This is a genomic window from Winogradskyella wichelsiae, assembly GCF_013403925.1.
Lineage (GTDB): Bacteria > Bacteroidota > Bacteroidia > Flavobacteriales > Flavobacteriaceae > Winogradskyella > Winogradskyella wichelsiae.
This window is the reverse complement of the sequence record NZ_JABFDJ010000001.1, coordinates 604,287-617,052: the sequence shown is the minus strand read 5'-3', so window position 1 is coordinate 617,052 and position 12,766 is coordinate 604,287. Positions and strand designations below refer to the sequence as shown.

The following is a 12,766-nucleotide window of genomic DNA, read 5'->3' as shown; positions in this document are numbered from 1 at the left end:
AAGTATGAAAAGTTATGTTTTAGTCTTAATAAGTTTGATAGGATTAATAGGTTATGCTCAAAGAGATGATACTAATAATTCAGAGCTTTATAAGGATTATAGAGAGGATCAATTTTATGCTTCAATTACCTATAATTTACTCAACAATAAACCGTCAGGGGTATCCCAAAATGGTTTTTCATCAGGTTTTCAGGTAGGTTTTATTAGAGATATGCCTATTAACGAGAAACGTAACGTTTCTTTGGGGTTAGGTCTGGGGATTTCCACTAATGCTTATCATTTAAAAAATCTATTAATTGAAGAAACAGATAATGATCTTTCATTTGCAATTATAGATGAAAGTGATTATGATGTGTCTAAAAATAAGATTGCAACTTATCTAGTTGAAGTTCCTTTTGAAATTAGGTGGAGAACATCGACAGCTAACAATTATAATTTTTGGCGTATTTACACGGGTTTTAAGTTAGGATATTTATTACATAGTACTGCTAAATTTCGCAGTAGTTTAGGCAATGTAAATGTATCTAATAATGATAGCTTTAATAAGCTTCAATATGGGTTAACTATGAGTGCGGGTTATAGTACTTGGAATTTTCATGTGTATTATGGTTTAAACACAATGTTTGATGATAATTCTGAACTTAGCGGTGAAAGTATGGATATGAAGTCCTTAAAAATTGGTTTAATATTTTATATTTTATAACCAATAATTCAAAAGTATAAGTTGTGGTATTAGGCCAGTAAAAACTCCTAATATGAGCTCTTGATTCGTATGTGCTTTAAGATGCAAACGAGAAGTTGCTATGGCTCCCATTATAATCATCATTAGTGCAATAGTGCCTGTTATGTTAATTTGATAATGCAAACTTAATGCTATTGCAAACATTAAAAACCCTGATGCTGCTATCATATGTATACTGGCTTTTAATCGAAATACAGCTAGTATAAAACACATTAATGTAGAAAATAATATACCTAAAAAGAAGTAATATAATTCTATTATTTCGTCGGCTGTTAACACTCTTATTAAAATCAGCACTAGAATAATGCAATTTATAAATAAAGGGATTAAGCGTTCTCTGGTGCTCTTTAAATAGATACTATTAACTTTGTTGATGGTCTTTAATAGAAAGAATAAAAGTATTGGTAAGATGATGGTGAGTATTACAATCGAAAATATCTTAGCTTTCATTACAGGTAGCGGAATGTACCTAGGTGTTTTTGAAAAGTAGAACAGTACTCCTAATAACGGCATTATTAAAGGATGAAAAACGAAGGACACTCCTTTTAGAATAAAATGTTTCATTGCGGAAGTCTTCTTATAATTCTTTTCTTAAACGCGCGACAGGAATATCGAGTTGCTCTCTGTATTTCGCGACTGTTCGTCTTGCAATTGGGTACCCTTTTTCTTTTAATATCTTAGAAAGAGCTTCATCTGTTAAAGGTTTCTTTTTGCTCTCTTCTTCGATGACAGTTTCAAGAATTTTTTTAATTTCCCTAGTAGAAACTTCTTCTCCTTGATCGTTAGTCATAGATTCCGAGAAAAACTCTTTTATCAATTTAGTACCGTAAGGAGTATCAACATATTTACTGTTGGCAACACGCGATATTGTAGAAACATCCATTTCAATTTCATCTGCAATATCTTTTAAAATCATAGGACGTAAATTACGCTCATCACCACTTAAAAAATATTCTTTTTGATAATGCATTATAGAACTCATGGTAACAAATAAAGTCTGTTGTCGTTGTCTTACAGCTTCTATAAACCACTTTGCAGCATCTAATTTTTGTTTAATAAACATCACGGCATCCTTTTGTGCTTTGGACTTTTCTTTAGTTTCCTTATAGCCTTTAAGCATGTTGTTATATTCACGAGATACGTGAAGCTCAGGTGCATTTCTCCCGTTAAGCGTTAACTCTAATTCACCATCTATAATTTTAATGGCAAAATCGGGTACAATATGTTCTACAATTTTGTTATTTCCTGCGTAAGATCCGCCTGGTTTAGGGTTTAGTCTTTCAACTTCTTCAATAGCATCTTTAAGTTCTTCCTCATCGATGTTAAATTTTTGCATTAATTTTTTATAATGCTTCTTTGTGAATTGCTCAAAACCCTTATCAATAATGGTAGTGGCTAACTCAATGTTAAGATTTTGTTCTTTTCGATGTAATTGTATACTTAAGCATTCTTGCAAATTACGTGCACCAACACCTGCGGGATCTAATTGATGTACTATTTTTAATACTTTTTCAACCTCTTGCTCAGTTGTATAAATATTTTGAGTAAAAGCTAAATCATCTGTTATATCTGCTAAAGAGCGACGTATGTAACCACTTTCATCAACACTACCTACTAAGAAGTACGCAATTTCTTCTTCATTTTCTGTGAGTCTAAAAGTGTTTAATTGATTTATTAAATGTTGTGTAAAAGAGGTGCCTGCAGCATAAGGCATTGTCTTGTCCTCGTCATCTGCGCTGTAATTATTGGCTTGTGTACGGTATTCTGGTACTTCATCATCGCTTAGATATTCATCAATATTAATATCATCAGTTTCAATGGTATCATTGTCTTCATATTCCGTTTCTGAGTTGTCAAACTCATCAAAATTATCCTCAGCTGCTTCATCAGATTCTTTTCCAGTATCTAAAGCTGGGTTTTCTTCTAATTCTTGCTTTAAACGTTGCTCAAAAGCTTGTGTAGGCAGTTGTATCAACTTCATAAGTTGAATCTGCTGTGGTGAAAGCTTCTGAGATAGCTTAAATTGTAAAAACTGCTTTAGAGACATATTATTTCTAATGGATTATAAAAATAAGAAAAAACCCATCAGATTTTTTAGAACCTGACAGGTTTAAATATAGTGATTAAAACTCAGCATTTTGAGGTGTTCTAGGAAAAGGAATAACATCTCTTATATTACCCATTCCTGTTGCGAACATTACTAAGCGTTCAAAGCCTAATCCAAATCCAGAATGAACAGCAGATCCATATTTACGTAAATCTAAATACCACCATAATTCTTCTTCAGAAATGTCTAATGCTTTCATTTTTTCTTTTAAAACATCTAAACGTTCTTCACGTTGAGACCCTCCAACCATTTCTCCAATACCTGGAAAAAGAATATCCATTGCTCTGACCGTTTTACCATCTTCATTTAAACGCATATAGAATGCTTTAATGTTCGCTGGATAATCAAATAAAATTACCGGACATTTAAAATGTTTTTCAACTAAGAAACGCTCGTGTTCAGATTGTAAATCTGCTCCCCATTCTTCAATAATATAGTTGAATTTCTTTTTCTTATTTGGCTTACAGTTCTTTAAAATATCTATTGCTTCGGTATAACTTACACGCTTAAAGTTATTTTCTACAACGAAGTTAATTTTCTCAATTAAGCTCATTTCACTGCGCTCTGCTTGAGGTTTTGTTTTTTCTTCGTCTAAAAGACGTTTATCTAAAAACTCTAAATCTGCTTTGTTATGTTCTAAGACATAGCTTAATACAGATTTCATAAAATCTTCAGCTAAATCCATGTTTCCATCCAAGTCCATGAAAGCAACTTCTGGTTCAATCATCCAGAATTCAGCTAAGTGACGTGTAGTATTAGAATTTTCAGCTCTAAATGTTGGTCCAAAAGTATAAACTTTACCTAAAGACATGGCATAAGTTTCAGCTTCCAACTGACCAGAAACGGTTAAGTTCGTTTCTTTCCCGAAGAAATCTTCTTTATAATTTATAGAACCATCTTCTTTTAATGGTGGTGTTTTTGCATCTAAATTAGAGACTTTAAACATTTCACCTGCACCTTCAGCATCACTACCAGTTATAATTGGTGTGTGCATATAGTTAAAACCATTCTCGTTAAAATATTTATGAACAGCAAAAGATAAAGACGAACGTAAGCGCATTACAGCACTGAATGTATTTGTTCTTGTGCGTAGATGTGCATTTTCTCTTAAAAACTCAAAAGAGTGCTTTTTTGGTTGAATAGGGTAGGTTTCAGGGTCAGAATCACCTAAGATTTCTAATGTTTTTACGACAATTTCTACAGATTGTCCTTTTCCTTGACTTTCTACTAACTCACCTGTAATATGAATAGCAGCACCTGTGGTAACACGTTTTAAGGTGGCTTCGTCAAAATTTTCAAAATCAACGACACATTGGATATTATTTATTGTTGAACCATCGTTTAAGGCGATAAATCGGTTTGCTCTAAAAGTTCTAACCCATCCTTTTACGGTAACATCTTGTAAAGTTACTTCTTGAGATAGTAGTTCAGCTACAGTTTTTGAAGTCATTTTTAAATTATTTTGAATGCTAATTGTTAATCTTTATTTTCTTTGAAATCATTATTCTCCACATCATCTTCAGGTGGAATAATATCAATTGAAGGCTTTCTTAAGACTTCTTTATTCGCAATATTACGTTCTAAAGATAATAGAAGCGAAGGTAATAATAGTAGGTTAGATAGCATGGCAAACAAAAGAGTTATAGATACTAAAGCACCTAGAGCCACTGTGCCACCAAAGCTTGAAATTGTGAATACAGAGAAGCCAAAGAATAATACAATAGACGTATAAATCATACTAACACCTGTTTCTCTTAAAGCTCCATAGACGGATTTTCGTATTTTCCAGTTATTAGCTTGCAGTTCTTGTCTGTATTTTGCCAAAAAGTGAATCGTATCATCTACTGAAATACCAAAGGCAATACTAAAAACTAAAATTGTTGAAGGTTTAATAGGTACACCAATATATCCCATAATCCCTGCAGTAATTAATAGAGGTAATAAATTTGGTATTAATGAAACCACAATCATTTTAAATGAACGGAACAAATATGCCATAAACAAAGCAATTAGTATAATTGCAAGTGTTAATGATATCATTAGATTTTTGACTAAATATTTTGTTCCTTTTTGAAAAACTAATGCTTTACCCGTAATGGTAACTTCATAACGTTCTTTAGGAAATAATTTGTCTATTTCATCTTGGAGATCTTCTTCTATGCGTTCCATTTTGTCTGTACCAATATCTTTCATAAAGGTAGTAATACGCGCATATTGCCCAGTGCTATCTACAAAATCACTCAGCATATCGGTGTTAGAAGTAGAGTTTTTAGCATAAGATAAGATGAAACTGTTCTCTTGACTTGTTGGTAATTGGTAATACTTAGGATTACCATTATAATAGGCTTGTTTACTATATTTTACTAGGCTAACTACAGAGATAGGTCTTGATAATTCTGGTATATGGTGAATTAATTCTTCAAGCTCATCCATACGTTTTAGAGTCGATAATTTCATAACTCCTTTTTTGCGTTTGGTATCAATAAGTATTTCTAAAGGCATAATACCATTAAACTCAGATTCAAAAAATCGGATGTCCCTAAAAAACTCTGTATTCTGTGGCATGTCTTCTATAAGACTTCCTGAAATTTTAATTTGATAAATACCAATGATACTTGTAACTATTAAAATAAGCGTGGTAATGTAAATGGTTATTTTTTTGTTCTTTACCATAGATTCCATCCATCCAACAAAACGTCCAATCCAACGTTTGTTTAAATGCTCTAAGTGACGCTCTTTCGGGTAAGGTAAGAACGTATACATAATAGGAATAACAAGTAAGCATAATAAAAATATAGCTAGAATACTTAAAGAGGCCACAATACCAAACTCTTTGAGTAAGGTGCTTTCTGTAAAGATAAAAGTAGCAAACCCTGAAGCTGTAGTAACATTAGTCATCAATGTAGCGTTACCAACCTTGGTAATTACACGCTGCAATGATTTTACTTTATTTCCATGAGATTTTACTTCTTGCTGATATTTGTTGATTAAGAAAACACAATTAGGAATACCAATAACAATAATTAATGGAGGTATTAACGCTGTCAGTACCGTGATTTCGTAACCTAATAAACCTAAGATACCGAAGGTCCACATGACACCAATACAAACTACAATAAGTGAAATAAATGTTGCTCTAAAAGACCTAAAGAATAAGAAAAATATTAATGAGGTTACAAATAGTGCACCGCCAATAAAAATAGGGATTTCGTCTATAATACTCTGGGAACTTAAAGTACGAATATAGGGCATCCCTGAAACCCTAACATCAAGTCCTGTTTGTTCTTCAAAGGCATCTACTTTTTCTTGAAGAACATTTAAAATAAATACTTTTCTAGCAGGTGTGTTTATAAAATCTTTCTTTAGATAGAGTGCCGTTCTTAAGGTTTTTGTTTCAGCATTAAATAAGAAGTTGTCGTAAAAAGGATATTTTTTAAAAAGATCGTCTTCCAGTTTAAGAATCTCTTCCATACTAGAAATAGAATCTTGAATAAATGGCTCAAGATCAAATTTTACCTCTTCGGTATTTTTGACTAATTTCTTAAGATCCTTAATAGATAAAACAGCATCTACTTCATCATAATCTTTAAATGAATCGGCTAAATTATTCCAAGCATTAAGCTGTTTTACAGTAAATATTGTCGAATCTTTTACTCCTAAAACAACTAGGTTTCCTTCTTCTCCAAAAATCTTTAAAAAATTATTGTACGTTAGGTTCACTTCGTGGTCGTCTGGCAATAGGTTAGCTTCTGTAGATGAAAATTGCATGTATTTCCATTGCGTACTAAAAAATATAGTCGCCAAAATAATCGCTATAAGTATGAAGATTTTATTACGAAGAATAAGTCTTGCGATGGCTTCCCAGAATCCTGTGGTTAAAATTTTGAACATGAATTAATAACTTCCTTTGAGCAAGCTCATAAGATATTGATTAAAAATAAACTTTATTATTTTGATGAAATCATCACAATTCATAAATCTCGTTTAGAGAGAAATGAGCGGCAAAGGTAGAAAAAACCTAAGGAATTGTTGGTTAATTAACAGTAATATAATTTGGTTTAAAGCGAAATGTTAAAGGTAAACTTAAAGGCAATGTTATCTTCTAGTTTTGGCAAGTGATAACCACCATATCTATAGGCGAAACTTAGTCCAAACCCAAAGAGTAATTTGTTGATTTCAAACCCAGATTCTGAATAGAGCTTGTCTAAAGTGTTAAACTCTATGCCTTGATGTCTGCTAATACTATTCATATCTCCAACAGCATAACGCGAAATTAAAACAAGTTGTGGTTTAAAATGGTCAGAAATATTAAATGGTTTAAAGGAATGCTTTAGTTGTAATGTTGAAAATTTATCACTGAAAAATTCATTAAAATACATTGTTTCAAAACTATTTAAGCCAGCAACAGAAAAACGTTGTAATATGGTTTCTTTAGTAATATTATTTGGGTAAGCATGATATAAGTGAGTTATGGGTGCATCACCTCCTACAGTCCCTGCGACTAATGTAATATTTGTACTAGAACCATTTTTGTAATTAAATTGTTGTATCGTTCTAAAGTCTATTTTTGAAAAATTAAAGTCACTACCAAATACAGATTTGAACCCTTGGGTTAACTGCAATGTAAATTTTGGATAACCACTTTTTATTTCTTTAACATCTTCATTAATAATTTTATATGTGCTAAAGGGACTCCATTGTAAACTCATTTTTGCTGTACTTAAATCAAAAGTAGTATAGCTTTTATTATCTAATAAATAAGTATAATTATAAGTTGGGTCTATTTTAGAAACAGCAAATTGTGTTTCAGAAAGTAAGTGATTAGATATCTTATGTTGTATAGAAACAGATTTGGTTATATGACGGTGAAACAAGTCTATATTCAATAAGCGTGGCTCAAAAAAAGTAAAAAACCGTTTGTCTGTTAAAAATTTTGAACTACCAGTTTCTTGTAAATCGTCAACATAAGCTAAATTAACCCAAGTGTCTGTTCCTTGATTAATTCTAAAACCACCCCCTATTTTATATTTGAAAGCTTTGTCTTTAAAACCATAAACAGTATAACCATCAATACGGTAATGTTCAGAAAAACGATCATTTGTAACTCCACCCAATCCACTTCTTAATCCTTCATATTGATTAAATTTAATAAGATATCTTAAATCTAAATTGAAATAGTGAAAAGGAAGGTAACCGTTGCCTATGTGTTTTAAGAACTCAGTTTTTTTTATAGAGTCTTGTGTGATTTTTGTAGAATCTGATTTACTAGAAGGTAATTGCTGTGCATAACTGTTGGTTGCAAGCGTTATAAAGAAAACGACAAACAGGTGCTTTAGCATTTATGATATTTAATTTATGAGTTGAAAAAAGCATCCCAAAGTATAGTTTTGGGATGCCTATGTAATGATATAAAGATTATACAGTCATAATCTCTTTTTCTTTCACTTCTAAGAGTGATTCTATTTTTTTAACATAGATATCAGTTAATTTCTGAATGTCGCCTTCCGCATCTTTCTGCGAATCTTCAGAGATATCTGTGTCTTTTATTTCATGGTTAGCATCTTTACGAGCATTTCTAATACCAATTTTGGCATCTTCAGACTCAGATTTGGCTTGTTTTGCTAAATCTCTACGGCGTTCTTCCGTTAAAGGTGGCACATTAATAATAATAAGATCACCATTATTCATCGGGTTGAAACCTAAATTCGCAATCATTATACCGCGTTCAATTTCTTGAAGCATATTTTTTTCCCAAGGTTGTACAGTGATGGTTCTACCATCTGGTGTGTTAACATTGGCAACCTGACTTAGTGGAGTCTGAGAACCATAATAATCTACCATTACACTTCCTAGCATTGCAGGACTAGCTTTACCTGCTCTAATATTTGAAAACTGTTTCTCAAGATGCTTTAATGCAGCATCCATTGATTCTTTCGTACTATCTATTATAAATTTAATGTCTTCGTCCATAGTTAAAAATCTTAATTATTAATGATCAAAATTTAAGTAAAAATCTATAAGTTAACTTTAGTTCCTATATTTTCTCCAGAAACAACTTTTAATAAGTTTCCTTTTTTATTCATATCAAAAACAATAATTGGCAATTTGTTTTCTTGACTTAAAGTAAATGCAGTGGTATCCATTACTTTTAAACCTTTTCTTAAAACATCATCAAAAGTAATATGATCAAACTTTATAGCTGTACTATCTATCTCAGGATCTGCATTATAAATACCGTCTACACGTGTTCCTTTTAATATAACGTCTGCTTCTATTTCTATAGCTCTTAACACTGCTGCAGAATCTGTTGTGAAATAAGGATTTCCTGTGCCTCCACCAAATATAACAACACGACCTTTTCTTAGATGACTCATTGCTTTTCGTCTTATAAACGGTTCGGCAACTTCATTTATTTTAATTGCAGTTTGCAAACGTGTTTTAATATCTGCGTCTTCCAACGCGTTTTGCAATGCTAACCCGTTTATTACAGTTGCTAACATACCCATATGGTCGCCTTGTACTCGATCCATACCATGCATTGCGCCTGCAACACCTCTAAAAATATTTCCACCACCAATAACTATTGCTACTTCAACACCTAGTTCCGTGATTTCTTTAATATCTTTTGCGTATTCAGATAAACGTTCTGGGTCTATTCCGTATTGACGATTTCCCATTAAGGCTTCACCAGATAATTTAAGTAGTATTCTTTTATATTTCATTAGATCGTTTCTATTGCAATTTTAAAGGCTAATGTTATGTGCTAGATAACATGTTTTTAAAATAAGTATAGGTGTTTTATAGCTTATTTAATTAAGTGATTTAAAAGTTGAGCAAAGCTAAGCAATTATTAGCATCTGTAAAAGTGAAAAAAATGCAAAAGAATATTTTATTTTAAACTCTAATGAGACCTATAGTTTATTTGTTATAGTGTCTTTTAAGAAATAAAAAAGCCACTATTCTATAAAAAAGCCACTATTCTATAAAAAAGCCACTATTCTATAAAAATAGTGGCTTTAAATATATAAATTCTATTAAATAAGAATAAGATTATCCTACTGAAGAACGTTTGAAACCTGTAACAGAAACGTCACCATAAGTTTTAACGTAATCAGCAACAGTTTGCTTTTCGTCTTTAATAAACTTCTGATCTAATAAACATTGCTCTTGATCTAAAGATGTATTATCAGAAATGAAACGCTCCATTTTACCTGGTAAAATTCTATCCCAAATTTGTTCTGGTTTACCTTCAGCTTTTAATTCAGCTTTAGCAGTTTCTTCAGCTTCAGCAATAACCTCAGGAGTTAATTGTGCCATAGAGATGTAACTTGGTACATTCTTTAAGGTTTTACCTAAACGTCCTAATTCAATGTTATCTTTTTCAATAACAGCGATTCGTGCTTCAGTTTCTGAGGCAACAAATGCAGGATCGAAATCTTTGTAAGATAAAGAAGATGCTCCCATAGAAGCAACTTGCATTGCAACATCTTTAACTAAAGTTTCTACGTTGTCTACTTTTGCAGATAAACCTACTAAAGCAGCAATTTTGTTAATGTGAACATATTGTCCAACATAAGGCGCTTCTAATTTTTCGAAAGAAGTAATGTCTAATTTTTCACCGATAACACCAGTTTGTTCAACTAATTTTTCAGCAACAGTCATTCCTTCAAAATCAGCAGCTAAAAAAGCTTCTTTTGTATCTTGGTTTAAAGCGATATCAGCTAATTGATTAGCTAATGCTACGAAATTTTCATTTTTACCAACAAAGTCAGTTTCACAACCTAACACAATAGCAACACCAGAAGTGTTATCTGCATTAATTTTTGCGATTGCAGCACCTTCAGAAGAATCTCTGTCAGCTCTTTTTTCTGCAACTTTTTGTCCTTTTTTACGTAAAACTTCAATGGCTTTATCAAAATCGCCACCAGCTTCAACTAAAGCTTTTTTACAATCCATCATACCAGCACCAGTAGCTTGTCTAAGCTTATTTACTTCTGCTGCAGTAACTTTTACAGTGTTTTCCATAGTTTCTAAATTAAAAAAAAGTCGAATAATTATTTTTCTTGCAAGAAAAGAATTAAACGACTTTTGAATATATTCTAAATGTTATTATTCTTCTTCTTGATCAGCAACTGCTGTTTTTTCTGCTGGTTTAGCAGGTGCAGCTTTTGCTTCTCCTTTTTGAGATTTTGCGTCTTTTTCAGCACGTTCAGCTTTTCTTTCGTTTAGACCATCTGCTACTGCAGAAGTTACGATAGATAAAACTTTGTCGATAGATTTAGAAGCATCGTCATTTGCAGGAATTAAATAATCAACTTCACGAGGGTCAGAGTTGGTATCTACCATTGCGAAAATTGGAATGTTTAATTTTTGAGCTTCTTTAATTGCAATATGCTCACGCATAATATCTACAACAAATAAAGCACCTGGTAAACGTGTCATATCAGAAATAGAACCTAAATTCTTTTCTAATTTTGCACGTAAACGATCTACTTGTAAACGTTCTTTTTTAGATAAAGAGTTGAATGTACCATCTTTCTTCATTCTATCAATAGTAGCCATTTTTTTAACTGCTTTTCTAATAGTAACAAAGTTAGTTAACATTCCACCAGGCCAACGTTCTGTAATGTATGGTTGGTTTACTGCTCCTGCTTTTGCAGCAACGATGTCTTTAGCTTGTTTTTTTGTAGCAACAAATAATATCTTCTTTCCTGATGCAGCTATTTTAGCTAATGCTTCAGAAGTCTCTTGAATTTTTGCTGCTGTTTTGTAAAGATTGATAATATGGATGCCGTTACGCTCCATATAGATGTAAGGAGCCATGTTTGGATTCCACTTACGAGTAAGGTGACCGAAGTGTACACCTGCTTCAAGTAATTCTTTTACTTCTACTTTTTCCATTTTGTAATAGTTTACGTTCTGTTAAATTAGCAATGATTAAGTGGTCGCTTGTGCTCGCCTTAATCATTTAGATGCTAAACTTTAAAATCTGAAACAATTTCAGAATTAATTTAATAAAATAAAATAATTCAGAACCTGAGAAATCAAGTTCTGAATTAAGTGTTGTTTGGATATTAACGTTTTGAGAATTGGAATTTCTTTCGGGCTTTTTTCTGTCCGAATTTCTTTCTTTCTACCATTCTTGGATCTCTCGTTAATAGACCTTCTGGCTTTAATACTAATCTGTTTTCAGGATCAATTTCGCACATAATACGAGATAAACCTAAACGTATTGCTTCTGCCTGGCCGGTGATACCACCTCCATATACGTTAACAGTAATATCAAAGTTGCCATCATTGTTAGTCAAGGCTAAAGGTTGGTTTACTTTATACTGCAAAGTTGCAGTAGTAAAATAATCCGCCATGTCTTTTTTGTTTACCGTGATTTTGCCACTTCCTTCAGCAAGGTACACACGAGCAACAGCCGTCTTTCTACGGCCAATTTTGTGAATTACTTCCATTTAGTTAATTTCTTTTAAATTCATTGTTTTAGGTTTTTGCGCTTCGTGAGAATGAGCAGTTCCTGTAACAACTGTTAAATTTCTAAAAAGAGCTGCTCCTAATTTGTTTTTAGGTAACATTCCTTTTACTGACTTTTCTACTAATCTGTTTGGGTCTTTCTCAAACAATTCAGTAGCTGTCAGACTTCTTTGACCACCTGGATAACCTGTATGACGGATATAACTTTTTTCCGTCCATTTGTTACCCGTTAAGTTGATTTTTTCAGCATTGATAACTATTACGTTATCACCGCAATCAACGTGTGGCGTAAAATTAGGCTTGTGCTTACCTCTTAAAAGTATTGCTACTCTTGAAGCTAGGCGACCTAAAGTTTGTCCTTCAGCGTCAACTAAAACCCACTCCTTATTAACGGTAGCTTTGTTTGCTGAAACTGTTTTGTAGCTTAATGTGTCCAC

Annotated in this window: 12 protein-coding genes; 1 reads left to right on the top strand and 11 read right to left on the bottom strand. The window is 32.3% G+C overall.

Going from position 1 to position 12,766, the window contains the following annotated elements; all coding sequences use genetic code 11:
• The first annotated feature begins 4 nt into the window (after positions 1–4).
• Entirely contained in the window at positions 5–703 is a 699-nt protein-coding gene (locus HM985_RS02670) for a porin family protein (protein ID WP_179374746.1), read from the top strand.
• Here HM985_RS02670 and HM985_RS02665 read toward each other — a convergent pair.
• From HM985_RS02665 to rplM, 11 genes are all read right to left on the bottom strand, one after another.
• Positions 698–1,306, bottom strand: a complete 609-nt coding sequence (locus tag HM985_RS02665) for a hypothetical protein (RefSeq protein WP_179374745.1) — start codon at positions 1,304–1,306, stop codon at positions 698–700. The genes HM985_RS02670 and HM985_RS02665 overlap by 6 nt on opposite strands.
• 13 nt (positions 1,307–1,319) lie before the next feature.
• Positions 1,320–2,789, bottom strand: coding sequence for an RNA polymerase factor sigma-54 (rpoN, locus tag HM985_RS02660; protein WP_179374744.1), 1,470 nt, complete (start codon positions 2,787–2,789; stop codon positions 1,320–1,322).
• A gap of 76 nt (positions 2,790–2,865) precedes the next feature.
• The gene (gene asnS / locus HM985_RS02655; RefSeq protein ID WP_179374743.1) at positions 2,866–4,299 is read right to left on the bottom strand and encodes an asparagine--tRNA ligase; all 1,434 of its coding nucleotides are present in this window, start codon (positions 4,297–4,299) and stop codon (positions 2,866–2,868) included.
• A gap of 26 nt (positions 4,300–4,325) precedes the next feature.
• The gene (locus HM985_RS02650; protein WP_179374742.1) at positions 4,326–6,740 is read right to left on the bottom strand and encodes an efflux RND transporter permease subunit; all 2,415 of its coding nucleotides are present in this window, start codon (positions 6,738–6,740) and stop codon (positions 4,326–4,328) included.
• A 167-nt stretch (positions 6,741–6,907) separates the two neighbouring features.
• Entirely contained in the window at positions 6,908–8,188 is a 1,281-nt protein-coding gene (locus HM985_RS02645; RefSeq protein WP_179374741.1) for a DUF5686 family protein, read from the bottom strand.
• A gap of 76 nt (positions 8,189–8,264) precedes the next feature.
• Entirely contained in the window at positions 8,265–8,819 is a 555-nt protein-coding gene (frr, locus tag HM985_RS02640) for a ribosome recycling factor (RefSeq protein ID WP_179374740.1), read from the bottom strand.
• A 44-nt stretch (positions 8,820–8,863) separates the two neighbouring features.
• Entirely contained in the window at positions 8,864–9,571 is a 708-nt protein-coding gene (gene pyrH, locus HM985_RS02635; protein WP_179374739.1) for a UMP kinase, read from the bottom strand.
• 328 nt (positions 9,572–9,899) lie between these two features.
• Positions 9,900–10,874 carry a translation elongation factor Ts gene (gene tsf / locus HM985_RS02630; protein WP_179374738.1) on the bottom strand — a complete coding sequence of 325 codons (975 nt, stop codon included), beginning with the start codon at positions 10,872–10,874 and terminating at the stop codon, positions 9,900–9,902.
• 84 nt (positions 10,875–10,958) lie between these two features.
• Positions 10,959–11,750, bottom strand: a complete 792-nt coding sequence (rpsB, locus tag HM985_RS02625) for a 30S ribosomal protein S2 (protein ID WP_179374737.1) — start codon at positions 11,748–11,750, stop codon at positions 10,959–10,961.
• 173 nt (positions 11,751–11,923) lie between these two features.
• On the bottom strand, positions 11,924–12,310 hold the full coding sequence (rpsI, locus tag HM985_RS02620; RefSeq protein WP_092465616.1) for a 30S ribosomal protein S9: 387 nt from the start codon (positions 12,308–12,310) through the stop codon (positions 11,924–11,926).
• Positions 12,311–12,766 (bottom strand): 50S ribosomal protein L13, encoded by a 456-nt coding sequence (gene rplM, locus HM985_RS02615; protein ID WP_179374736.1) that lies wholly within the window; start codon positions 12,764–12,766, stop codon positions 12,311–12,313.